This is a genomic window from Pontibacter pudoricolor (assembly GCF_010092985.1).
Taxonomy (GTDB): Bacteria; Bacteroidota; Bacteroidia; order Cytophagales; family Hymenobacteraceae; genus Pontibacter; species Pontibacter pudoricolor.
This window is the reverse complement of record NZ_CP048106.1, coordinates 2,035,251-2,060,629: the sequence shown is the minus strand read 5'-3', so window position 1 is coordinate 2,060,629 and position 25,379 is coordinate 2,035,251. Positions and strand designations below refer to the sequence as shown.

Genomic DNA, 25,379 nt, shown 5'->3' with positions numbered 1-25,379 from the left:
GCAGCCACAGTTTATACTTTTAATATTAATAAAAAGATATGTCTAAAACTATAACCAAAAAGAAAGCCTGCCACATTGCTGCAGCAGGCTCCTTATAGTTATCAAATCGTATACTTAGATCGTCTGGTTTACATCGAACTGCTCCAGGTAATCCGCTACTCTGCGAACGAACATGCCACCCAGCGAGCCATCCACCACGCGGTGGTCGTAGGAGTGCGACAGGAACATGAAGTGACGGATACCGATCAAGTCACCTTCCGGAGTTTCGATAACTGCCGGCTTCTTTTTAATAGCACCAACGGCCATAATAGCTACCTGCGGCTGCATAATGATAGGCGTACCCATTACGTTGCCAAATGAACCTACGTTCGAAACCGTATAAGTACCACCCGCCAGGTCATCCGGCGTCAGCTTGTTTATACGTCCGCGGTTTGCAAGGTCATTTACTTTCTTTGTCAGCCCGTTCAGGTTCAGCTGGTCGGCGTTCTTGATGTTCGGAACGATCAGGTTGCCACTTGGCAACGCTACAGCCATACCAATGTTAATGTCTTTGTGACGGATAATTGTGCCACCATCTACCGATACGTTGATCATCGGGAAGTCTTTGATCGCTTTCGCAATTGCGTCAATGAAGATAGGAGTGAAGGTTAAGTTCTCGCCTTCGCGCTTCTTATATACATCTTTCCACTTGTTTCTCCAGTTCACGATGTTGGTTACATCGGCTTCTACAAACGACGTAACGTGTGGCGAAATGCGCTTGCTGTCAACCATGCGGTCCGCAATCATCTTGCGCATGCGGTCCATTTCGATCATCTCGACATTACCGCCATACGATGCAGCCGGTTTAACCTGCGGAGCAGTAGCTTGTGGCTGAGCAGCAGGAGCTGATGCAGCGGCCGGAGCCTGTACCTGTGTTTGCGGTTGCGCCTGTGGAGCAGCAGCTTGTGCCGGTGCATTAGTGCGGCTCTCCAGGTAAGCCATGATATCTTTTTTAGACACACGGCCTTCTTTGCCTGTGCCTGGCACATATTCCAGTTCCTGCATCGAAATGCCTTCCTCGCGGGCAATGTTCAGTACCAGCGGAGAGTAGAAACGACCGGAAGCAGGCTGATCCAGTTTAGCAACCGAAGAGCCAGTGGTAGCAGCAGCTTCTTGTGCAGGAGCGGTTTGAGGAGCTGCAGCCGGAGCCTCAGCAGCAGCTGGTGCAGCAGGAGCGGTAGTGTCTTCGCCATCTGTAGAAATAATTGCGATAGGCGCGCCAACAGCTACTACGTCGCCTTCCTGTACCAGTATTTCTTTAAGAATACCACCCTGAATAGCAGGTACTTCTGTATCTACTTTATCAGTAGCAACTTCCAGCACCGATTCATCCTGCTCTATGGTATCACCCACGTTTTTGAGCCATTTCAGAACGGTACCTTCCATGATACTCTCGCCCATTTTGGGCATAACCATTTCTACAAGTGCCATATTTTATAGTTGATTTTCTATGATATCAGGTAGCAGATAATAGATTTAAAACTGAATTAAAGACCCTGAACAACATTACTTATCCAAGAGTCTATTATCTAACATCTATATACTACATGTCTAATTTTGAAACAAAGTTAAGGATTTTAGCCTATTCATCAACGGTTGTCGCCAAACTTTGCCGGATAAGGTTTAAAGCAACCAGAGCTGTATATTCGATGTTGAGCAGGCGGTTTTTATTATAGTTCAGTTGCTTTGCTATGGTTTTATGTTCGTCTGCATACGCTATCCAGATCGTACCTACGGGTTTGTCAGCAGTTCCGCCATCAGGGCCTGCTATACCGCTTGTTGCCACACCTATAGTTGTGTTTAGTTTTTTCCGCACATTTTCGGCCATCTCCCGCACAGTGGCTTCACTTACGGCACCATGCTGCTGCAGGGTTTCAGGATTTACATACAGTTCGCGTATTTTTACATCGTTATGGTAAGCAACTATACTTCCCATAAAATAAGCCGAGCTGCCGGGTATGCTGGTGAATTTATGTGCCAGGTAGCCGCCGGTGCAGCTTTCGGCGGTAGCTATAGTCAGGTTCTGCGCCTTCAGCAAATTCCCGACGGCTTCTTCCAGGCTCACTTCGCCATAAGCAAAAATATACTTCGGGATGATCTGGGAAAGTTTCTCCACTTCTGACTGTAGTTCCTGCTCCAGTATAGTTGCATCATCTCCGGCTCCGGTCAGGCGCAGGCGCACGCCGGCCAGGTAAGGCAGGTACGCCAGTTTTATATGTGGCGGCAAAGCCAGTTCCCATGCCTCCAGCCTGTCGGCAAGCATAGATTCGGCGATGCCTATAGTTTGTATTACTTTATGGATGATCTCCGGCGTTCTGAAATGGGCTTTTAGTTTTGGCAGCACAATATCGGTCATCATGCGCTTCATCTCAAACGGTACACCCGGCATCGATACGTATACTTTCCCGTCCTGCTCAAACCACATGCCCGGCGCGGTGCCCAGCGCATTGCGTACCGGGATGCAGCTTTCCGGTAAAAAAGCCTGCTGCCGGTTCAGTTCGGTTACTTCAATGCCCCGCTTTTCAAAAATAGCTGCAATATCGGCCAGCGATGGTTCGTGCAGTTTAAGTGTTGTATGGAAGTAGGCCGTCAGTACATCCTTTGTCAGGTCGTCTTTGGTCGGTCCTAATCCGCCTGTAATCAGAATAATATCGGCGCGGGTTCTGGCATCATCCAACGCTGCTATTATATGCTCTGCATTATCCGAAATAGAGGTAATCTGCTTAACTTTTATACCTAACTTCGTGAGTTCCGTACCCATCCAGGCAGAATTGGTATCCACTATTTGGCCGTATAATATTTCGTCGCCGATGGTGATGATCTCTGCGTTTACCGCTTCCATAGTTTTTTTGGTCTGATTTGTGCGTCGGGTTTTAAAACCACGTTAAATAGAATGATTAAAATGCATACTTTGCACTGTAAATTGTCTATAAAAGAACCTGACTTTATCTTTTTATCGCCACGTAGCGCTGCTATGCGGCTCAGAAAACATTTCATCAGAACCTTTTCTATTCAATTTCCGCTTGCAAAAGCGAACTTTAAACACGCTCTAAGTTAAAGATGTTATAACGATATGAAAAAATTACTTTACACTTCTTTTATTGCATTGGCCATAGGTGCCAGCGCATGTACCGCCGCACAGGTGCAGCAAACCGTTGACGACGTTTTAGCCGGCACAACCACTGGTGCGCCTGTAACCCAATCAGAGGTTGCATCTGGCTTGCGACAGGCACTGGAAGTAGGTATTAAGAACGGGGCCGGAAAAGCTTCCCAGACCGATGGCTACTATAAAAACTCACTGATCCGCATTCCTTTTCCGCCGGAAGTGCAGCGTGTTGAGAACACCTTGCGTAAAATTGGCCTTGGCAGCGAAGTAGACCGTTTTGTACTGACCCTGAACCGCGGCGCTGAAGATGCTGCTAAAAGTGCTGTGCCAATTTTCGTGAGTGCCATTAAGCAAATGACCATACAGGACGCCTGGGGAATTCTGAAAGGCGATAAGGATGCTGCTACCCAATACCTGAAGCGAACCACCTCAACGCAGCTTACCAATGCCTTTAAGCCGGTTATACAGCAGTCGTTACAAAAAACCAATGCTACCAAATATTATGCAGACCTGGTGAACCAGTACAACCAGATTCCTCTGGTACAAAAAGTAAACCCTAACCTGGACGAATATGCTACCCAGAAAGCAATTGATGGGTTGTTCCTGTTGGTTGCCGACGAAGAATTAAAGATCCGTGAAAACCCTGTTGCCCGCACAACAGAGCTGCTGCGCCGCGTTTTCTCAAAAGAGAATCAATCGTAACCAGTAATAATACCCGCTATAGTTTAGTGAGCCCGCTTTGCCCTTTGGCAGAGCGGGCTTATTTTTTAAAACATAAACGCTTTTAAGTTAGTACAATACAGCAAATTTATAGTTACCGCCACGCCCCAAACACCACCAGACTATGGACAACAAACAGATCGCTTATATTCCGCTTGCCAAAGACAAAGACCTTGATAAACTGATTGAAGAAGTTGGGAGCGCCCGCATCGTGATGTTAGGCGAAGCATCGCATGGCACTTCTGAATACTATACCTGGCGCACTGCCATTTCCAAAAGGCTGATCCAGGAAAAAGGTTTCCAGTTTATAGCTGTGGAAGGAGACTGGCCCGAAAGCTATGCGGTCAACCGTTTTGTAAAAGGATATCAGAATTCCGGTAGTAAGATTGCCGATGTGTTACAGGTGTTCCGAAGATGGCCAACCTGGATGTGGGCAAACTGGGAAGTAGCAGCCCTGATGGAATGGATACGGGATGTGAACCACCTCCGCACTACGGAACAGAAAGTTGGGTTTTACGGGCTGGATGTTTATAGTTTGTGGGAGTCGCTGGAGCAGGTGCTAAAATACCTGGAAAAGAACGACGGACAAGCATTGGAAGCGGCACGTTCTGCTATGAATTGTTTTGAGCCCTTTAACCGGGATCCCCAGGAATATGCCCGCGCTTCAGCTTTTGTACGAACCGATTGCCAGGATGAAGTGATCAGTATGTTGCAGCGCATTATTAAATCGCCAATGCATACCGGTGACCGCGAATATGATTTTAACACGCAGCAGAATGCTATAGTAGCTGTAAATGCTGAAAAATATTACCGGGCTATGGTACAGGGTGGAGCAAAATCGTGGAATGTGCGCGACACACACATGATGGAAACCTTAGACCGGCTACTGGAACTGCATGGGCCCGACTCGAAAGCTATAGTTTGGGAGCACAACACCCACATTGGCGATGCCCGCGCTACCGATATGACAGATGATGGTATGTATAATATAGGCCAGCTTGCCCGCGAAAGATATGGTAATGAACAGGTAAAACTTGTAGGTTTCGGAAGTTACCAGGGGCATGTAATTGCCAGTAAGTCGTGGGGAGCGCCCATGCAGAAAATGGAAGTTCCTCCTGCAAAACCCGGAAGCTGGGAAGATATATTGCATAGCATAAACGAAGAGAATAAGCTTATCCTGAGTAAAGGCCTGAAGCACATAGAAGAGATAGCACAGCGCCGGATAGGCCACAGGGCTATAGGTGTAGTATACGATGCTAAGTTTGAAGCCTACGGCAACTATGTGCCCACTGTAATTCCGGACCGCTACGACGCCTTCCTTTACTTCGACGAAACTGATGCTGTGCACCCGTTACACATGAAACCTCGCGGAACCCAGGAGCCGGAACTTTACCCGTGGAACTATTAAAGTTTGGGAGTGGCGAGTTAGAGAGTTTAGGAAGTTTGGAAGTTATTATACATGCCGCAAGTTTAGCGGTAGCGTAACTTGTGGTTTCTTATGGAGCCATTTTGTAACTGGCTTTGCTTTGCAAAAGCAAGCTCAACTATAGTTGCAACTATAAAACTATAGTTTACACTTTTCCTGAACTATAGCCTGCGTACTCAAGAAGATAAACTGCTAAACTATACTTTTCTGCTGGCGCAGAAAGCCAGTTACAAACTGGCACCAACTGTAGCCACAAGTTACACTACCGCTAAACTTGCGGGATATCTTAAAACAACAAAAGCTGCCTTAGGGCAGCTTTTGAAAGTAAACTATAGTTTGATGCGCTTAGGCCATGTTATGGTAAACGGCCTGCACGTCATCATCTTCTTCAATCTTCTCAACCAGGTTTTCTATTTCTTCTGCCTGCTCGTCGGTAAGCTCGGTTCTGGTGTTTGGTATGCGTTGTAGTTCCGCACTGATTACGTTCAGGCCTTTTTCTTCCAGTGCTTTCTGCATCTGTCCGAAGTCAGAGAAGGCAGTCTCCACTATAATTTCGCCTTCGTGCTCGTAAATATCATCAGCACCAAAATCGATCAGCTCCAGTTCCAGTTCTTCAATGTCAACGCCTTCCGGGTTTATTTTAAAGATGCCTTTGCGGGTAAAAATAAAATCAAGAGAACCGGTTTTGCCAACTGCGCCACCAGCACGCGAAAAGTATACGCGCATGTTGGCGATGGTACGGTTAATGTTATCAGTAGCTGTTTCTACCAGTATTGCTATGCCGTGCGGGCCGTAACCTTCGTACACAACTTCTTCGTAATCTTTTTCTTCTTTAGAGGAGGCACGTTTAATAGCAGCTTCCACGCGGTCTTTCGGCATGTTAACGCCTTTTGCGTTATTCATGGCCGTGCGCAGGCGCGAGTTTGTTTCAGGGTTTGGTCCGGCTTCTTTAACGGCCATCACAATCTCTTTCCCAAGGCGTGTAAATGCCTTCGACATTTTATCCCAGCGCTTAAACTTGCGGGCTTTTCTAAATTCAAATGCTCTTCCCATGGTGTCTGCTTGTTATACTTACAAATGTAGAAAGCTTACCTTAAAATTAATAGCCCATCAGCAATTTTGCACGCTTTATAGTTTGCGTTTGGCTGTTGGCACCACATGATAGTCTGAAATACGCAGGTGCTGGTCGCAGAAACTATACTCATGCAAAATATTGGACCCAACTATAATCAAGCGGTTACTTCTGTTCTGTGCCACGTGTTCCTGGTACCACGCTACACCTTCCTGGTCCAGGTTGGTGGTGGGCTCGTCCAATAGCAATAATTCAGATTGAGAGTAAATGGCCAGTCCCAGTTTCAGGCGCTGCTTCATCCCCGACGAGAAATCCTTTACAAACTTGTGTTTTGATTTCTGCAAACCCATCCGCTCGATCAGTTCCAAAGCCGAAAGGTTCTGGCGCAAAGGTTTAAACCGGGTATGAAACTCGATCATCTCCAAAAGCGAGAATTCTTCTACCAGTTCCAGGTAAGGGGCTGTAAGCGAAAGGGAACGGAAAACGCTTTCTGACGATATGTCTTTTCCGCCAATTTTATAGTTTATCTCGCCCTCAGAGTGCAGGTTGTGGCCCGATAAAACAGTAAGAAGAGTGGATTTACCGGACCCGTTATGCCCTAGTATGGCATAAGCAGTGCCTGACTCAAACGTGTAGGTCAGGTTCCGGAAAATCCACTCGTAATTGTATCGTTTACCTAAGTTGCTTAGGTTAATTTGCATCTTTACCGATGTAGCTCTTAATGATGCCACGGCCTGAGTTACGTACAAAATTTACGATTTCGTCGCGCTCTTTGCTTGGTGCCATCTCCAGTTCGATCTTGTCCAGGGCTTCAGTGGTGTTGTAACCGCTCATGAACAGGGTTCTGTATAGTTGCTGCACTTCGTTTATCTGTTCGCTTGTAAAGCCACGGCGGCGCAACCCGATTGAGTTGATACCAGCATAGGTAAGTGGCTCGCGGGCAGCTTTTACATACGGAGGAACATCTTTACGAACCAGCGAACCACCCGAGATCATGGCATGTGCACCGATCTTCACGAACTGGTGTACTGCGCTGGATCCGCCGATAATCGCAAAATCGCCCATTTCTACGTGACCTGCCATCTGCACCGCATTTACTACGATACAGTTATTGCCAACTATACAGTCGTGAGCGATGTGGGCGTAAGACATAATAAGGCAGTTGCTGCCCACTACGGTACGCATTTTATCTATCGTTCCGCGGCTAACGGTAACACACTCCCGGATAACGGTATTATCACCGATAACGGCAGTGGTTTCTTCGCCGGCGAATTTAAGGTCCTGTGGCACAGAAGAGATTACCGCACCAGGGAAGATCTTACAGTTCTTACCAATGCGGGCACCTTCCATTATAGTTACGTTCGGCCCGATCCAGGTACCTTCACCAATTTCTACATTCTTATAAATAGTAGAAAACGGTTCGATCACTACGTTGTGTGCTATCTTAGCTTCCGGATGGATGTATGCTAATGGCTGATTCATGCGTTTTTCTTAACTATACTTGCCGACATTTCTGCTTCCATTACAAGCTGGCCACCAACAAAAGCCTGACCACTCATTTTAGCTATTCCACGTTTTATAGGAGCCAGCAGTTCACATTTAAAAATGATTGTATCTCCCGGAATTACTTTGCGCTTAAAACGGCATTTGTCCACACCCAGGAAGTAAGTCCAGTAATCTTCAGGATTCTCAACAGTATTCAGTACCAGAATTCCACCTGTCTGTGCCATCGCCTCAATCTGGATCACGCCCGGAAGAATCGGGTTGCCCGGGAAGTGGCCCTGGAAGAAAGGCTCGTTCATGGTTACATTTTTCACACCGGTCACCGTATTTTCATCCAGGTGGATGATCTTATCGATAAGCAGGAAAGGGTAGCGATGCGGAAGTGTAGCCGAGATCTGGTTAATATCCATTACAGGTGGCTTCTTCTCGTCGTAAACCGGTACGCTTTGTATAGATGCTTCCTGTATGGCTCTTTTAATTCTTTTGGCAAAGCCGATGTTTGCTGCGTGCCCAGGGCGTGCAGCCAGTATCTGTCCTTTTATTGGTCTGCCGATCAGGGCAAGGTCGCCCATCAGGTCCAGCAGTTTATGTCTGGCAGGTTCGTTCTTGAAGCGAAGTTCCGTATTGTTCAGCGTGCCTGTTTCTTTAACCTCTACTTTTGGCTTATTCAACATCTCAGCCAGCAAAGACAGCTCATCATCATTCACCACACGGTCAACTATAACAATGGCATTGTCCAGGTTTCCGCCTTTAATCAGGTTTTGTTTGTGCAGGGCTTCCAGTTCGTGTAAAAAGCAGAAAGTGCGGCAAGGCGCAATCTCTCTCTCAAACTGGTTCATGTTGGTGATAGAGGCATGCTGGCTACCTAAAACAGGCGAGTTATAGTCAACCATTGCCGTCAGGCGGTAATCGTTCAGCGGTAAACCAACTATTTCAACGCCGCGGGCTTCGTCTTTATAGGTAATGCCTTCCGTTAACTCAAAATAGTTGCGCAGTGCATTCTGTTCCTGTAAACCAACCTCTATTAACGCTTTTACAAACTCAATAGAAGAACCATCCATGATCGGCGGTTCCGGGCCATCCAGCTGAATAAGTACGTTGTCTATTTCCAGGCCTACCAGGGCAGCAAGTGTATGCTCTACTGTGTTTACCCGGGCTCCGTTCTGCTCTATCGTAGTTCCGCGCGAAAGATCTACCACATTATCTACATCGGCGGCAACTATAGGCTGGCCCGGTAAATCGATGCGCTGGAATTTATAGCCATGGTTTACAGGGGCAGGCGTAAAGGTCATGTTAGACACAACGCCTGTGTGCAAGCCAATACCGGAAACGGTTACCGGAGCTTTAATGGTATGCTGTTTATAGTTCATTTACTATTCTATTCTTGTCTGGAGCCTGCTTTTAGCAAGTGCTGTAGCGGTTATAGTTTAAATTATTTCTTTAACAGCCAGCCATTTTACCGCAAACTTAAGGTTTTATATCCGGCCTTGCCAATATTATTTTTCCATTATGGCAGGCAGTGGTGCAGAAGTGTTAGATTCTATCGCGTAGCGCTTCTATTTCGCGCTGAAGCTCCGGTAATTTTCTGAAAACAGTAAGGGCACGCAGGTTCTGTTTGTAGTCAAAAGCGGGTGAACCTTGAATGATCGTGCCTGATTTCTTAATGGTCTTGCCTACGCCGGATTGTGCGCCGACCGTAGTTCTGTCAGCTATAGTTATATGACCAACTATACCTACCTGGCCCGCAATTACGCAGTGGTTGCCAATTTTTGCTGAGCCCGAAATACCGGTCTGCGCCGCAATTACAGTATGTTTGCCAACTTCAACATTATGTGCAATCTGAACCAGGTTGTCGATTTTAGTGCCCTGGCGGATAATAGTAGAGCCCATGGTAGCACAATCTATAGTTGTATTCGCCCCGATGGATACATCATCTTCCAGCACTACATTGCCTATCTGTGGTACCATTTTATAGGAACCATCCGGCTGCGGGGCAAACCCGAAACCATCGCTTCCTAAAACAATTCCGGCATGCAGCGTGCAATTGCTGCCAACTATAGTATTGGTATATAGTTTAGCTCCCGCAAAAATAGTGGTATTGTCGCCTATAGTTACGTTATCGCCGATATACACCTGCGGGAAAATGCGCACGTTCGCACCTATTTTGCAGTTATTGCCAATGTATGAAAAAGCACCACGATAATGGTTTTCACCGATCTCGCTGCCGCTACCCATAAAACAAGGTTCTTCAACCCCGGTCTTGGAGGCAAGTAAAGCGGCCTGGTAATACTGTAACAGGGTAGAGAAGCTGCTATAAGGATCGCTAACGCGTATAAGTGCTGCCGATACAGGCTTTTTCAGTTCCAGTTTATCAGAAACTATTACTGCGCTGGCGCCGGTAGTATATAAATAAGGTTCGTACTTCGGGTTAGACAAAAAAGCAAGAGCACCTGTTTGGGCTTCTTCTATTTTGGCTAAAGTGCTGACTTTGGCTAAGTTATCTCCCTCTATTACTCCCTGTAGCAGGTCAGCTATCTGTTGAACAGTAAATTCCATGATGTAAAATTATAGCAAAATCTCAAAAACGCTAGCGCTTCGGGGGTGCAAACTTAATAAAAAGTTAATGGGCAGGAATATGATATGTGATTAAATTCTCTGGAAGGAGGGTTGTTGAAATTGCAGATTTATAGTTACTCTAAACTTAATCCCAATCGGTGAAGCATATTTAAAAGTGCATCAGCTTTGTTTTAAGAACAGGGGAGCTTCGAGTTAAAGCTATAGTTTCGTAGTTTCAGTGATCCAGGCACCTTCAGCCCCTTCTTTTCTCAGGCGGGGAGTTTTATGACCTTACTATAGTATAGGCTGTCGTTTTATAGTTGACGTTTTAACCCACCCCTACCCCTCCCGAGAGGGGAATTTCTGCTGTTGCTATAGTTAGCGTGTAAGTTCTATAGTTTCCGTTTGTCATCCCCCTGCCCCCTTCAAAGGGGGACTTTTCTGGCTTTGCTATAGTTTGTGTTACCATTTATAGTTACAGACCAAGATCGGACAGGTCGCGGCCTGTCCCTACGGAATTATGACCACGATAAAGCCAAGCGCAACAACATCTCAATCAACTATAATTTAGCTATCGAACTGATCGCAGTCTTTGGGTTGAGCGCCTTTGCTTTGTTGCGGTGCCGTCAGGCAACCCGAGCAGAGCGAGGGTAGCAAGAAAGCTGCAGCGCGATGCCCTTATCGAGGGCCCCTACCCCAAAGACGGGGCCTCCCGGCCGTGAGGGCACCAAAGCTAAATTGAAACAGTAGGCTAGTAAAGCTCCCAGGATTGAAGAAGGCTATGAAAAAGAAGGCTAGGTTCCAGCTGCAATTATAGCTCACTATAGAATCCAGATTTCTCACGCTGTTCGAAATGACAAAAGCAGAACTATAGGATAATTAAGATCCCTCGGCTAAAGCTCGGGATGACAAAAGAAGAGAAATAGAACTATAGATCAGTCGCTAGCAGGAACTGTGCAAGCTGCTAGCGACTAAAAACTTTATACTATTAATGCGCTACTTCCCTTGGGTAACACACATAATATTTCTCCACCTTATTACTTAACGCCTGTATGTTTGGCAGGTCCGAAGCATCAGCAGCATCCACTATATAACCGGCTTTGGTCAGTATATCGATAGATTGGCCTTCGGATTGGTACGCGTTATTACTGATCTTTCCGGATATCATCAGGTACTTGATATCTTCATTTGCAACTTTAAAACGGTCCTGTATCAGTTCGCTGATGCCCAACATCATTTCTTCATCGACCGGTTTATTGGAAATGATCACCTTAAATAGCTTTCTGTTTAAAATACAGCCGGACAGGTAGGAGAGAATACTGTCGGAGTGCGACGCCCATTGTTTAATGCCACTCCAGACGTCATGATCATCCAGGCTTACAAAGCGCTCCAGTATGGTTGCATCCTCTTCAAAATGCTTCATGGTCAGGTCTGAGGCAAGAAAGAATTTAAGGCAGGGACTAGCCGGTACATCAATGCCTTGCTGCAGTAGCTGGCGGGCACGTTGTACGGCGCGCAACACCATGTTTTCGGCACTGATCACGGTTTTATGCAGGTAAACCTGCCAGTACATCAGGCGGCGGCTAACCAGGAAGTTCTCTATACTATAGATCGCTTTCTCTTCCACAACGAGCTTGTCGTTGGCTACATCCAGCATTTTTATGATACGGTCTGCGCCTATTTTGCCTTCGTATACACCGGTGTAAAAGCTGTCGCGGTTCAGGTAATCAAGGCGGTCTACGTCCAGTTGGCTAGAAACCAGTTGATGGAAAAACCGGCGCTCATATTTATCTGTAAATATATCGATGGCAAGGCCCAATCTTCCGCCAAATTCTTCGTTAAGCATATGCATGATGTGCAGCGACAGATGCTCGTGATGTACTTCCTTAAAAATGGCGGTTTCGAGGGCATGTGAGAAAGGGCCGTGGCCGATGTCGTGCAGCAGGATGGCAATTAACGACGCTTCAAATTCTTTATCGGAAATTTCGTTATTTTTACTTTTCAAAGTTTGTAAGGCCGTATTCATCAGGTGCATGGCACCCAGCGCATGATGAAAACGCGTATGCAATGCGCCCGGGTAAACCATCTCGGTAAGTCCAAGCTGTTTAATGCGGCGAAGGCGCTGGAAGTACGGGTGGTCGATAATATCGAACAAGAGCTCAGACGGAACTGTTATAAAACCGTATACCGGGTCGTTAAAGATTTTTTTCTTGTTCACCAGAACCTGAAAGTTAATTGTAACTTATTGATTATTAATTTGTTTATAGTTTAACGGGACCATAGCCTGTTCAGTAAAAGCATAGTATAAAGTCCTCGCTGATTACAGTAATCTGATACTATTTTTCGTACGATGAAGTAGTAAGGCCTTATGAAATGCTCATGTACCAGTTCAACCATTTAACGCTCAACTACTACCAAAACTAAAACTATGCAAAGATATACGATTTTATGGGCCGATGACGAGATCGACCTGCTCAAACCCCATATTCTGTTCCTGGAAGACAAAGGTTACGACATTACCCCGGTAAACAGTGGCACCGATGCCATTGATAAAGTACAGGAACAGCCTTACGATGTAGTATTTCTGGATGAAAACATGCCGGGCATAAGCGGACTCGAAACGCTGAACGAGATCAAAACCATTCGCCCGGCCATGCCCGTGATCATGATCACGAAAAGCGAGGAAGAGCATATTATGGAAGAGGCTATCGGGGCTAAAATTACTGACTACCTTATAAAGCCGCTTAACCCAAATCAGATCCTGCTTTCTGTTAAAAAAGCGCTCGAAAATAAACGCCTTGTTTCTGAAAGAACCAACCAGAGTTATCAGCGTGATTTCCGCCAGTTGGGTATGGCCTTTGGCGAGCGACTGAGCCCGGGAGAGTGGGCCGATATCTATAAGAAGCTAACTTACTGGGAACTGGAGATAGACGAGACAGAAAACAAAAGCATGGCCGATGTGATAAACATGCAGAAAGATGAGGCAAACTCCAACTTCGCCAAGTTTATCATGGAAAACTATGAGGACTGGATAAACAACGACTCAGATGATGCTCCTTTAATGTCGCACCAGATATTTAAGGAACGCGTTTTTCCGATGATGAAGGAGTCTGACCGACCGGTATACTTTGTGCTGATAGATAACCTGCGTTACGACCAATGGAAAGTGCTGGAGCCGATCATTAACGACTACTTTACTGTGGATTCGGAGGAAATGTATTATTCTATACTTCCGACAACTACCGCTTACGCCCGTAATGCTATTTTCTCAGGAATGCTGCCCAACGATATCGCTAAAAAATACCCGAACCTATGGGTAAGCGATGATGAAGATGAAGGCAAAAACCTGAACGAACCCGAGTTTTTAGATATCCAGTTTCAGCAGAATAAGGTTACTGACAAACATAGTTACCATAAAATAACCAACGTAGCGGCCGGCAAGGATCTGTTAAGCAAGTTCAGTAACCTTGATAATAACAAGCTGAATGTTATAGTTTATAACTTCGTGGATATGCTGTCGCATGCCCGCACAGACAGTAACATGGTGCGCGAACTGGCCCCGGACGAGTCGGCTTACCGCTCCATTACCAGATCATGGTTCCTGCACTCGCCTTTGTTTGATACACTGAAAGCTATAGCCGAGAAAAAAGGCAGATTGATCATCACCACCGACCACGGTACAATCCGTGTTAAAAGACCTTTTAAGATCATCGGCGACCGCCAGACCAATACTAACCTGCGCTACAAGCATGGTAAAAACCTGGGTTACACGGATAAAGATGTATTTACTGTGCGCAAGCCCGAGAGATTTTTCTTGCCAAAGGCCAATGTTTCTACTACGTTTGTGTTTGCAATAGAAGATTATTTTTTCGCGTACCCTAACAATTATAACTATTACGTGAACTATTACAAAGACACGTTCCAGCATGGCGGGGTATCGTTGGAGGAATGCATTATACCGTTTATAACCCTTACACCTAAAAATGTATAATACCGGAGTAGAGAAGGCTCTTTTTAAAATGACATCGCTGGATGATCTGCCTGCAGCAGCTACCATGTTGCTGGAAGCAGCCAGCGAAGAGCCGGTTATACTTTTTGAAGGCCCGATGGGAGCCGGTAAAACTACCTTAATAAAGGAATTCTGTCGCCAGATGGGCGTGCAGGAAAATGTAAGCAGTCCAACTTTTGCACTGGTAAACGAATACGAAACGGAAACAGGGAAACTTATTTACCATTTCGATTTTTATAGGATAAGCGATGAGCGCGAAGCACTGAACATCGGGGCGCTGGAATACTTTGATTCAGGTAACATTTGCCTGATCGAGTGGCCCTCCCTGATCCCGAATTTGTTGCCGGAACATTACCTGCTTGTAACCCTGCAGCCCGACGCAAACAGCGAGGTGCGTACTATGACGATAAATAAGGTATAATATGACGGAGCGATTCGCCGTAGAAATTGGAAGAATAGCCGGACAGGCACTTTACCCGAAAGAGTCGATGCTGGCGGTAGAAGAACGACGAAAGAATCTTTTCATCGGTATACCAAAAGAATCGTCGTTCCAGGAGAACCGTATCGGCCTTACACCTGATGCCGTAAAGCAGCTGACCGACCACGGTCACCGCATCTGGATAGAAGCAGGAGCCGGAAGCCCTTCAAAGTATTCCGATAACGAGTTTTCGGAGGCAGGAGCCAAAGTTGTGTATTCGACAAAAGAAGTGTATGATGCCGATATCATACTTAAAGTAGCGCCACCCACCAACGATGAAATTGAGTACCTGCGGCCCGGGCAAACATTAATTTCTGCCCTGCAGTTTGGTAGCCTTACAGGTGACTATATAAATGCCCTGCTCCGTAAAAAAATAAACGCTATCTCCTACGAGCTGCTCCGCGACAAATCAGATTCAAAACCTGTTGTGCGCGCCATGAGCGAGATTGCAGGGAGCACGGTGATGTTAATTGCTGCGGAGTACTTAAGCATCAGCAACGACGGACGCGGCATTATATTAGGTGGTATTACAGGTGTGCCGCCAAGCAAAGTTGTTATCCTTGGCGCCGGCACCGTAGCCGAATATGCCGCGCGTGCAGCCTTGGGTTTAGGCGCAGAAGTTAAGGTGTTTGATAACCATATTTATAAACTCCGCCGCCTGAAGCATAATGTTGGTACGCAGCTGTTCACATCTACACTGGATAAAACTGTACTCTATCACGAAATAAAGCAGGCTGATGTGGTTATTGGCGCATTGGTGGCAGAAGATGGCCGCATGCCGTGTATGGTGGAAGAAAGCATCGTGGCGCAGATGAATCCTGGTTCAGTGATCATTGATGTATGCATTGACCATGGCGGTTGTTTTGAGACCTCTGAACTAACATCCCACAGTCGCCCGATATACCGCAAATACGACATTATCCATTACTGCGTACCTAATATTCCTTCGCGCGTGCCACGTACGGCTACGTCAGCGCTAAGCAACATCTTTACACCCATTCTGACCGAGATATCCAAATATGGTGGTGTAAGCGAGGTGCTGTTTACAAATGAGCATTACCGTAGTGGCGTTTACATTTACAAAGGTAGCCTTACTAATGCCCAGATTGCTAAGCGTTTCGGCATGCGTTACAAAGAACTAGGTTTGATGATCGCGGTCCGTAACTAGAGACCAGTGATTAAGGGGATTAAACTGTGATATAAGCTATAATAAAAAAGAGACGTAATTGATACGTCTCTTTTTTATTGGCCTGATAATTTACTAATCAGCCTTAATCTAAAAACTATAGTTCAGAAGATTTTAATGATCAGGCAACGATTTCCTCAATCACTGATTCATCAGTAACACCTTCCAGGCTTCATTTACCTGGTTATCTTCCAGTAATTTTTTTCCTAGCTTTTCCAGCTCCTGTTTCAGCATTCCAGGGTCAGATTTGTATTTATTCAGTGTATATGCAACTATAGGTTCAGCTTTAAATGCTTCTACTTCAGCGTGGGTAGGTATCGTTTCGGAGTTGCCAAGCCGGGCCAGATTGTTGCCGGTAAGTATGTTACTGTTCCGGATGTGTGCAGGCAGCATATCTATGCCAATGCCTCTGTTTTTTACCGGTTTAGGGAGTTCAAAAATGCAATCGCCGTTGGCACGCAGGTAATAATCGCCTCCCATACGGGCAACACCATCCAGCTTAAAAGGATCGATCTTACCGTTCTCATCCAGTATGTCTTCGTTCACATGCATCAGCAGTACTTCGCAGATCACCAGGTTACCGGCCCCACCTTCCGGACCCAGACTGATCACTTCGTTTACCTTACATTCAAATGAAACCGGCGCTTCCTTAACGCGGGGAGGTGCAATTAATACAGATGCTTCCGGCGTTAAACCCGACTTTACAAATTCGTTTATGCCACGGTCATACTCCGTACTGGCCAGCGACATCTGCTCTACAATGCTATAGTTGGCAATGTTGATTACCACTTCTTTTGTAGCCATCACATTCTCCAGTGTATGCTTGCTGGTGTTATCGCGCACGCGGCGGGCAGGCGAGAAAACAAGGATAGGCGGCTTTGCACTGAACACATTAAAAAAGCTGAACGGGCTAAGGTTTACGTTCCCTTCCAGGTCTGTGGTGCTGGCAAATGCAATGGGGCGTGGAGCAATGGCGCCAAGCAACAAGGCATGCACTTCAGCGGTTTTAACGTCCTGCGGATCTATGGTTTTGTATGACATGTAATTGCAAAGTATAACTATAGTTTGTGATGTAGCCCCGGAGGGCCAGGCTTTTCAAATATACGGCTAATCCGGTAGGCCGGCAACGGCTGCTTCTAAACTATAAAACCACCGGCACAGCAGTGGTTTTATAGTTTAGAGGTTCTCTTTTAAATTATCTTTTAAAGGGCAGGCAGAATCTTCCCTCTCACTTCCCCGAAACCAATTCGGATTCCATTTTTCTCACCAAAGCCGCGCATAATTACAGTGTCGTAGTCGTTTATAAATTTACGCTCGGTGCCATCTGCTAATTTTATAGGTTGGGTTCCGCGCCAGGTAAGCTCCAGCATAGATCCGTAAGAGCCTTTGTCATGGCCGCTTATAGTTCCGGATGCATACATGTCGCCTACCTGCAGGTTGCAGCCGTTGCTGCTCTGGTGTGCCAGCTGCTGGTTCTTGTTCCAGTACATGTATTTATAGTTCGAGTGGCAAATGCTGGTTTCCTGTCCGCCTTCCGGCTTGATCAGCACTTCCAGGTTAATGTCGTAGTTGTGGTTGCCTGTAAACTCGAGGTAAGGAAGAGGTTTTGGGTCCTGCACCGGTCCTTTTACTTTAAAGGGCTCCAGTGCATCCAACGTAACTACCCACGGCGAGATAGATGAGGCGAAACTTTTTGCCAGGAACGGGCCCAGCGGCACATATTCCCAGGTCTGCATATCTCTTGCCGACCAGTCGTTGAACAGCACCAGTCCGAAAATATAGTTGTCCGCTTCGTTTGGCGTTATAGTTTCACCTAACTTGGTTTCTTTGCCGGTAATAAAAGCCACTTCCAGTTCAAAGTCCAGGAGGCGGGTAGGGCCAAAAGTTGGTAGCTCAGCATCCGGAGCTTTGGTCTGGCCATTAGGCCTTCGGATGTTGGTGCCGGAAACAACTATAGAGGAGGCGCGGCCATGATAACCGATCGGGATGTGCTTCCAGTTGGGCAACAGCGCATTTTTAGGGTCGCGGAACATGGTGCCTACGTTGGTAGCATGCTCAATGCTGGAATAAAAATCGGTATAGTTTCCAACTTTAACAGGCATCAGCATGCGCACATCGCTCTGCTTTACCAGGCACTTGTCAATCAGTTCGCTGCTGCCGCTTATTTCATCGTTGTCGTTGCGGAGCAGTGCAGACACACGGTTGCGTACCGCCCGCCAGGTTGGTTTGCCTAAGGCGATAAAATCGTTCAGGTAAGGCCTGTGGAATATATTCGGGTCAATGTCGATCAGCTCGAAAAAGTTAAGCCGTGCCACCGCCAGTAAATCAAAGACATAGTCGCCGATGGCAACGCCTACACGCGGGTCTCTGTCGTCGGTTTCAAAAATTCCGAATGGGAGGTTCTGAATCGGGAAGTCGCTGTTTGGCGCTATTTCTATCCAGGAATGCAGGGATGGGTCGTTGGCTTTTAACATAGTGCTGTATCGTCAGAATATAGGCAAATATAGTTATTTTGATACGGAAGGGAAAGGCGATTGTTGAATTGTTGGTCGCTGTAAGCTGGTCAGATGGTTGATTTATAGTTGTTATAGTGTTTTAAAGTGAGGGAAGTGGTTTTTGTTTTTGCCTGACTGAGGAATCACTAGGATCCTATACGTCCTATAAATGATTCTTTCTTATTTCGGGCATTCTTGAGACGCGAGTCGAAAAGAACCAGCAATGTTGTAAGTGATCTTACGTGTCCTATAGTTCTGCTTTTGTCATTTCGAACAGAGTGAGAAATCTGAGTTCTATAGTTTGATAGATTACTCTTTGAACCAGGCCTTTTCTTTCATAGCCTTCTTTAATCCTGGGAGCTCTACTTACCTACTGTTCTATAGTTAGCTTTGGTGCCCTCACGGCCGGGAGGCCCCGTCTTCGGGCATCGCACGGTGTACATTTCCTTTTCTCGTACCTCGAAATGCCTAGCGGCACCGGAAATCTACAAGGTGCTCAACCCAAAGACTGAGATCAGTTCGATAGTAACTCTATAGCTTAAAGGGGAAGCTATAGTTGTATCGCTTTATCGTGGTTATAGTTTCGTAGGGACAGGTCGCGACCTGTCCGATCTTAGGCTGTAACTATAGCTAATTCAGATTTCTCCTTTCGTCGAAATGACAGTTGGGCAAGCAGTAGCGGAAAAGTCGCCCTTTGAAGGGGGCAGGGGGATGACAAATGGAAACTATAGAACGATAGCTAGACTATAGCAACAACCGGAATTCCCCTCCTGGGAGGGGTAGGGGTGGGTTGAAACCCCAACTATAAGACTACAACCTAAACTATAGCGACAGATGGAAAACCCCTTCCCCTGTTGTTAGGAGGAGGCAGGGGTGGGTTAAAACAGTAACTATAAAACGAAAACATCAACTAAAGCAGTAGCCTAATCCTGAAAATCCATTAAATCTCACTTAATCCCGGTTCAGACAATTCCTTGTCCCTGCCGGGCCAGCTGAGTCAGAGACTCCACACCATTCCAAGTCACGAGCGAGGACACTCGCGCCAGCAATACGAACTATAGAGCTATAACTTTTACAAAACTCCCTCTCCTGTTTTGGGGGGTAGGGGGCCCTCGATAAAAGGGGAAGGCTGGGAAGAGGTGGAACTGCAACAAACTAACTATAGCCAAAGCTATTGCAATCCCCCAAACCTGCCCCTATTCAAACCTATAGTTTCATAGCGGAGACGCAAAGTATTGCGTCTCTACATTCCCTATTAATCAAGCAAATTCCATTAGTCACCGAACAAAAAAACAGCCCTGACTTCCGAAGAAATCAGGGCTGTTTAAAGTATAAACAACGTTCTTATTATCCGTTTATAGGAGTCAGGTTAATGGCTTCTACGGATTTAATTTCGGGGATGGCTCTTAACACAGATTGCTCTACACCTGCTTTCAGCGTCATGGTAGACATAGGGCAGGAGCCGCAGGCGCCAAGCAATTCCAGCTTCAGCACCATGTCTTCGGTTACTTCCAGCACTTTCACGTTGCCGCCATCTGCCTCCAGGTACGGCCTGATTTGGTCCAGGGCACCTTCTATACGGTTCAGGAAATCTTGATCTATGTTAATAGCTGCCATATTTTGTTAGCTTTTAATTTCTACGGGTTGCGTTTTGCCTATAGTTGCGTTGCGAACAGACACCTGTTGCGCCACAGCCTGGGCTAACTCTCTGAAAACACCGGAAGCCGGAGAATCGTTCTGTAAAACTACCGGAGTTCCGGCATCACCATTTTCACGGATACTCTGCACAAGCGGAATCTGGCCTAAAAGTGGCACTTCATACTTGTCTGCCAGCGCTTTACCGCCACCTTCGCCAAAAATATAATATTTATTTTCAGGAAGCTCGGCAGGTGTAAAGTACGCCATATTTTCTACTACGCCCAACACAGGAACGTTGATCTGCGGCTGACGGAACATTTGTAAGCCTTTCATGGCATCGGCCAGGGCTACTTTTTGCGGAGTAGTAACTATAACTGCCCCTGTTACCGGCAAGGCCTGCACCATGGTTAAGTGGATGTCAGAAGTTCCAGGCGGAAGGTCAATCAAAAGGTAATCCAGGTCACCCCAGTCTACGTCCGAAATGAATTGCTTTAAAGCAGAGCTCGCCATCGGGCCACGCCAGATAACAGCGCCATCGGCAGGAGTTAAAAAGCCGATCGACATCATTTTAACGCCGTACTTTTCAATCGGAACAATATAGTTCTTGCCGTGATCGCCCTGTATCATGCGCGGACGCTCTTCTTCCACACCAAACATCGTTGGCATAGACGGTCCGAAAATGTCTGCATCAATCAAACCAACACGTGCACCGGTTTCGGCAAGGGCAATTGCCAGGTTAGATGTAACCGTAGATTTACCTACGCCACCTTTACCGGATGCAATGGCAATAATATTTTTAACGCCGCCTACAACAGCAGCATTATCAGTACGGGCAGTGGTAACGCGCGAGGTCATGTTCACGGTAACTTCTGCATCTTTGTCCACCATCGTATGGATGGCGCGCACGCAGGCGTTACGGATCATGTCTTTAAGCGGGCAGGCTGGAGTAGTAAGTATAACAGTAAAGCTTACATTTTTGCCATCTACCTGTACATCCTCAATCATGTTCAGCGTAACCAGGTCTTTGCCAAGATCGGGTTCCTCTACATAGCTGAGGGCTTTTAGTATATCTTTTTTTGTAATAGCCATAGTTGTAATGTGAAGCTTGCGCTCAATTCTGCTGCAAAGATACAAACAAAATACAACAGATGCAGATCGATGTAGCGATGATGTTTGTCAGTTTTGAAACAGAAAAGCTCAGGTTTAAGCACGATCCCGCAACTATCCTAAGTCCAGCGAACAACTCAATTACGGAGGTTGAAAGTTGGTTCCATAGTTTAAGTAACTACAAGTTAAAGCCGATAAGGTTTGAGCTGCCTGCTTTTTGCGTTGAACTATAGTTCCGGCAAATTTAAATTCACGCAACAGCTCGTTCGAAATTCGAAGTATCTGTTATCTTTGTCATCCCGCAAAAGTGTAGTAGCATGTCCCTTATTCCAAAAGAAACCGTTGACCAGATAATTCTCCAGGCTGATATAGTGGAGGTGGTGGGCGATTACGTTTCTCTGAAGAAAAAAGGGCAGAACATGTGGGCCTGTTGTCCTTTTCACCACGAAAAATCTCCATCTTTCTCTGTATCACCGGCTAAAGGCATTTACAAATGCTTTGGTTGCGGCAAAGCGGGTAACTCGGTACAGTTTATTATGGATGTGGAAGGCGCCAGCTTCCCCGAGGCCCTGAAGCATCTTGCCAAAAAATACGGCATAGAAGTTCCGGAAGAAGAAACGAACGAATACAGCCAGGAGCAAAGCGAGCGCGACAGCTTATTTATAGTTTCGGATTTCGCCAACAAGCATTTTCAGCACAACTTATTTAACCACGAGGAAGGAAGTATAGGCCAATCGTACCTGAAGCAACGGGGTATGAGTGCGGCAACTATAAAAAAGTTTGAGCTGGGCTATAGTGTAGAAGCGTGGAGCGACCTGACCGATGCAGCTTTAAAAGAAGGGTACAAACAACACTATTTAGAGGCTACCGGCCTAACTATAGTTAAAGAAGATAAGCGTTACGACAGGTTCCGGGCGCGTGTCATGTTCCCGATCCATAACGTGTCGGGTAGGGTAGTGGGCTTTGGCGCACGTACGCTTAAATCAAACGACAAAAAGAGCCCGAAATACCTGAACTCGCCGGAGTCTGAAATTTACCACAAGAGCAATGTGCTTTACGGTTTGTTCCAGGCAAAGCAGGCGATGCGCATGCAGGACATGTGTTTCCTGGTGGAAGGTTACCTGGATGTGATCTCGTTGCACCAGGGCGGCATCGAGAATGTGGTTTCGTCGTCGGGTACGTCGCTTACCGAAGGGCAGATAAAGCTGATTGCGCGCTATACGCATAACATTACCGTTTTGTATGATGGCGATGCAGCGGGTATAAAAGCGTCGTTGCGTGGTATTGATTTGATCCTGGAACAGGGACTGAACGTGCAGGTTGTTACATTCCCTGAAGGCGAAGACCCGGATTCCTACATTCAGAAAGTAGGCGACACAGCCTTTAAGGCCTATGTAAAGCAGCATGCCCAGGATTTTATCTCTTACAAGTCGAGCCTGTATGCCGAAGAATCCAAGGGGAATCCGGTAAAGAAAGCTGAAGCGATTCGCGAGATCGTAACCAGTATCTCTAAAATTCCGGATTCTATTAAGCGCTCGGTTTTCTTTCAGAGCACCAGCCTTATTTTCGATATTGATGAGCAGGTACTGATATCGGAGTACAATAAAATGCACCTGCAGGAGCGCCAGCAGCAACAGAAAGCTGGCAACTTCGAAGCATACACGCCACAACCTATAGTTCCGGAACCTGAAAAGGAAGTGCCGGAGTTGGAAGTGACCAAACGTTACGAGCGCGAAATTGTGCGTATGATCCTGCATTACCCCGATCAGGAACTGGAAGACGGCATCACCACCAGCCAGTACATGCTGGAACAGCTCGATGACATTGAGTTTGTAACGCCGCTTTATATTCAGATCATCGATTTTGTAAAGGATAAACTTAACAGCGGCGTACTTCCGACAGCCAATGATTTTATTACTTTCCCGAAGGAAGAGATCAGGACTGAATCTATTTCGCTGTTAGCAGAGCCTTACGAGCTTAGCCCTAACTGGGAAACGCACCAGGTTTTTGTGCCCCGCGAAACCGACCTGCTGCCATACGGTGCCGAAAGAGCCGTAATGCGCCTGAAACGCAGAAATGCCGAACTGCTGCTGAAGCAGGAAAGCGAAAAGCTGCGCCTTGTGACCGACCCTACGGAAGTGGACAGAGTACTGAAACTGATCATGAACTTAAGCTCCTACTATAAACAGCTCGGCGACCTGCTTGGTATAGTTGTGAACAGGTAAAATTAGTGCTGGGAAAGAGGTTTATATCTTCATGTCTATAGTTTACGCTCTCATTTCTTTTCTAATTGGTTTCTTAACCCTTTATATAACTTATAAGGATGAGAAAAGGCGTAAGCCTAATTGGTCTGTTAGCTATATAATGCACCTGAAAGGATATGTTGGAGGTATTGCCTTTGTACTGATTGGATTGATGTTATTGTTGGAATACCTAAAATAACTCTGCTAATCCATATTATAAATCCGAATGAGCACCCGTTGTGAACCGGCAAACTATAGTTCAAACTATAAATCGCACCTGCTATAGTTACTGTAACTATACAATCTCCCGCTCAACTATAAAAATTAGCATCTTTCCTTTAGAGAAGGTCTTTTACTTTCTACCTTTGTTCAGTTTTCCGAATATCTGCCTGGATAGCTATAGTTTGGGGTGTATTGCTTTTGAACAATGCCCCGATTTTATAGTTATGATAAGTAGAAGCAACAAGTTTTCAAAAAGCAGGGAGAGAGGCAGTTAACACTGTGCTTTATCCCGCAAAATATTTTATGGAGAATACAAACACTGAAACTATAAAACTCGATCCGATAGAGGATGCTATCGAGGATATCCGCCAGGGTAAAGTTATTATTGTGGTGGACGATGACGACCGCGAGAACGAAGGCGATTTTATCTGCGCTGCCGAGATGGTAACGCCCGAGATCATTAACTTTATGGCTACACATGGCCGCGGCCTGATCTGTGCGCCTCTTACCGAAGAGCGCTGCGAAGAACTTGGCCTGGAACTGATGGTAGGCCGTAACACAGCCCTGCATGCTACACCATTTACCGTATCAGTAGATCTGATCGGGCATGGATGTACGACCGGTATCTCCGCATCAGACAGAGCAAAAACCATACAAGCGCTTGTAGATCCAAACACTGATCCGCACTCGCTTGGCAAGCCTGGCCACATTTTCCCGCTTAAAGCAAAGAAAGAAGGCGTATTGCGCCGTGCCGGCCATACCGAAGCAGCAGTTGACCTTGCCCGTTTAGCCGGACTTGCCCCTGCCGGTGTGCTGATCGAGATCATGAACGAAGATGGTACCATGGCCCGCCTGCCGGACCTGGTACACGTAGCCAAGCGTTTTAACCTGAAGCTGGTTTCTATTAAAGACCTGATCGCGTATCGACTGAAAAAGGAAAGCCTGATTGAGCGTGAAATTGCTGTGCAGCTGCCAACCGATTATGGTGATTTTGACCTGTATGCGTTTACTCAGCGCAGCAACGGCGCCAAACACCTGGCACTGGTAAAAGGCACCTGGGAAGAAGGCGAACCGGTAATGGTACGGGTGCACTCATCCTGCGTAACCGGCGATATTTTTGGGTCGTGCCGTTGCGATTGCGGACCACAGCTGCACGAAGCCATGCGCATGATAGAGCGTGAAGGCAAAGGCGTTATAGTTTACATGAACCAGGAAGGTCGTGGCATTGGTTTGATAAATAAGCTGAAAGCATACAAACTGCAGGAGCAGGGCCGCGATACCGTGGAGGCTAACCTGGAACTGGGCTTTGGCATGGATGAGCGCGACTATGGCGTTGGCGCACAGATACTGCGTGACCTTGGCGTTACCAAAATGATGCTGATCTCTAACAATCCTAAAAAACGCACCGGACTGATTGGCTACGGGCTGGAAGTTGTAAGTAACGTGCCTATTGAGATTGCTCCTAACAAGCACAACCAGAAGTACCTTACAACCAAGCGCGACAAACTGGGGCATGAGATCCTGGGGAGCGCCATTATAAACAGATAACTATTTCTCTGTAAGTAGATTATGTATAAGG

At 46.4% G+C, this 25,379-nt stretch carries 19 protein-coding genes; 7 read left to right on the top strand and 12 right to left on the bottom strand.

Translation table 11 applies throughout. The annotated features are described in order from the left end of the window. Positions 1 to 114: 114 nt before the first annotated feature. Together GSQ66_RS08820 and GSQ66_RS08815 are read right to left on the bottom strand one after the other, a co-directional pair. Positions 115 to 1,470: a dihydrolipoamide acetyltransferase family protein gene (locus tag GSQ66_RS08820; RefSeq protein ID WP_162427137.1), complete on the bottom strand. Its 1,356-nt coding sequence runs from the start codon at positions 1,468 to 1,470 to the stop codon at positions 115 to 117. A gap of 151 nt (positions 1,471 to 1,621) precedes the next feature. After that, the gene (locus tag GSQ66_RS08815) at positions 1,622 to 2,881 is read right to left on the bottom strand and encodes a competence/damage-inducible protein A (RefSeq protein ID WP_162427136.1); all 1,260 of its coding nucleotides are present in this window, start codon (positions 2,879 to 2,881) and stop codon (positions 1,622 to 1,624) included. A 231-nt stretch (positions 2,882 to 3,112) separates the two neighbouring features. Here GSQ66_RS08815 and GSQ66_RS08810 point away from each other — a divergent pair, with 231 nt between their 5' ends. Together GSQ66_RS08810 and GSQ66_RS08805 are read left to right on the top strand one after the other, a co-directional pair. Next, positions 3,113 to 3,847: a DUF4197 domain-containing protein gene (locus GSQ66_RS08810; protein WP_162427135.1), complete on the top strand. Its 735-nt coding sequence runs from the start codon at positions 3,113 to 3,115 to the stop codon at positions 3,845 to 3,847. 142 nt (positions 3,848 to 3,989) lie between these two features. Next, positions 3,990 to 5,273 (top strand): erythromycin esterase family protein, encoded by a 1,284-nt coding sequence (locus GSQ66_RS08805; protein WP_162427134.1) that lies wholly within the window; start codon positions 3,990 to 3,992, stop codon positions 5,271 to 5,273. A gap of 363 nt (positions 5,274 to 5,636) precedes the next feature. Here the strand turns inward: GSQ66_RS08805 and GSQ66_RS08800 are convergent, their stop codons facing one another. The 6 genes from GSQ66_RS08800 to GSQ66_RS08775 all read right to left on the bottom strand — a co-directional run bounded on the left by GSQ66_RS08800 (position 5,637) and on the right by GSQ66_RS08775 (position 12,640). Then, a complete protein-coding gene (locus tag GSQ66_RS08800; protein WP_162427133.1) occupies positions 5,637 to 6,344 on the bottom strand; it encodes a YebC/PmpR family DNA-binding transcriptional regulator in 708 nt (235 codons plus the stop codon). 75 nt (positions 6,345 to 6,419) lie between these two features. Further along, positions 6,420 to 7,064, bottom strand: a complete 645-nt coding sequence (locus GSQ66_RS08795) for an ABC transporter ATP-binding protein (RefSeq protein WP_162427132.1) — start codon at positions 7,062 to 7,064, stop codon at positions 6,420 to 6,422. Continuing rightward, complete coding sequence (lpxA, locus tag GSQ66_RS08790) at positions 7,054 to 7,845, bottom strand: acyl-ACP--UDP-N-acetylglucosamine O-acyltransferase (RefSeq protein WP_162427131.1); 792 nt, start codon at positions 7,843 to 7,845, stop codon at positions 7,054 to 7,056. Before lpxA ends, GSQ66_RS08795 begins: the two co-directional genes overlap by 11 nt. Then, the gene (locus GSQ66_RS08785; RefSeq protein WP_162427130.1) at positions 7,842 to 9,236 is read right to left on the bottom strand and encodes a bifunctional UDP-3-O-[3-hydroxymyristoyl] N-acetylglucosamine deacetylase/3-hydroxyacyl-ACP dehydratase; all 1,395 of its coding nucleotides are present in this window, start codon (positions 9,234 to 9,236) and stop codon (positions 7,842 to 7,844) included. Before GSQ66_RS08785 ends, lpxA begins: the two co-directional genes overlap by 4 nt. Positions 9,237 to 9,399: 163 nt before the next feature. After that, positions 9,400 to 10,422 (bottom strand): UDP-3-O-(3-hydroxymyristoyl)glucosamine N-acyltransferase, encoded by a 1,023-nt coding sequence (lpxD, locus tag GSQ66_RS08780; RefSeq protein ID WP_162427129.1) that lies wholly within the window; start codon positions 10,420 to 10,422, stop codon positions 9,400 to 9,402. Between the two features lie 988 nt (positions 10,423 to 11,410). Then, on the bottom strand, positions 11,411 to 12,640 hold the full coding sequence (locus GSQ66_RS08775) for an HD domain-containing protein (protein WP_162427128.1): 1,230 nt from the start codon (positions 12,638 to 12,640) through the stop codon (positions 11,411 to 11,413). 210 nt (positions 12,641 to 12,850) lie between these two features. Here GSQ66_RS08775 and porX point away from each other — a divergent pair, with 210 nt between their 5' ends. The 3 genes from porX to GSQ66_RS08760 are packed head-to-tail and all read left to right on the top strand — an operon-like array spanning position 12,851 to position 16,077. After that, on the top strand, positions 12,851 to 14,413 hold the full coding sequence (gene porX / locus GSQ66_RS08770) for a T9SS response regulator signal transducer PorX (protein WP_162427127.1): 1,563 nt from the start codon (positions 12,851 to 12,853) through the stop codon (positions 14,411 to 14,413). Then, the gene (gene tsaE, locus GSQ66_RS08765; protein ID WP_238395878.1) at positions 14,406 to 14,852 is read left to right on the top strand and encodes a tRNA (adenosine(37)-N6)-threonylcarbamoyltransferase complex ATPase subunit type 1 TsaE; all 447 of its coding nucleotides are present in this window, start codon (positions 14,406 to 14,408) and stop codon (positions 14,850 to 14,852) included. Before porX ends, tsaE begins: the two co-directional genes overlap by 8 nt. Position 14,853: 1 nt before the next feature. Next, positions 14,854 to 16,077, top strand: coding sequence for an alanine dehydrogenase (locus GSQ66_RS08760; RefSeq protein ID WP_162427126.1), 1,224 nt, complete (start codon positions 14,854 to 14,856; stop codon positions 16,075 to 16,077). A gap of 159 nt (positions 16,078 to 16,236) precedes the next feature. Here GSQ66_RS08760 and GSQ66_RS08755 read toward each other — a convergent pair whose 3' ends face one another. The 4 genes from GSQ66_RS08755 to GSQ66_RS08740 form a co-directional block, all read right to left on the bottom strand. Beyond that, positions 16,237 to 17,136: a flavin reductase family protein gene (locus GSQ66_RS08755; RefSeq protein WP_162427125.1), complete on the bottom strand. Its 900-nt coding sequence runs from the start codon at positions 17,134 to 17,136 to the stop codon at positions 16,237 to 16,239. Positions 17,137 to 17,297: 161 nt separating this feature from the next. After that, a complete protein-coding gene (gene fahA / locus GSQ66_RS08750) occupies positions 17,298 to 18,569 on the bottom strand; it encodes a fumarylacetoacetase (RefSeq protein ID WP_162427124.1) in 1,272 nt (423 codons plus the stop codon). A gap of 1,368 nt (positions 18,570 to 19,937) precedes the next feature. Beyond that, positions 19,938 to 20,207 (bottom strand): NifU family protein, encoded by a 270-nt coding sequence (locus GSQ66_RS08745; protein ID WP_162427123.1) that lies wholly within the window; start codon positions 20,205 to 20,207, stop codon positions 19,938 to 19,940. 6 nt (positions 20,208 to 20,213) lie between these two features. After that, entirely contained in the window at positions 20,214 to 21,317 is a 1,104-nt protein-coding gene (locus GSQ66_RS08740) for an Mrp/NBP35 family ATP-binding protein (RefSeq protein ID WP_162427122.1), read from the bottom strand. Between the two features lie 335 nt (positions 21,318 to 21,652). Here GSQ66_RS08740 and dnaG point away from each other — a divergent pair, with 335 nt between their 5' ends. Then, entirely contained in the window at positions 21,653 to 23,560 is a 1,908-nt protein-coding gene (gene dnaG / locus GSQ66_RS08735; RefSeq protein WP_162427121.1) for a DNA primase, read from the top strand. A 543-nt stretch (positions 23,561 to 24,103) separates the two neighbouring features. Then, entirely contained in the window at positions 24,104 to 25,348 is a 1,245-nt protein-coding gene (locus GSQ66_RS08730) for a bifunctional 3,4-dihydroxy-2-butanone-4-phosphate synthase/GTP cyclohydrolase II (protein ID WP_162427120.1), read from the top strand. The last annotated feature ends 31 nt before the right edge of the window (positions 25,349 to 25,379 follow it).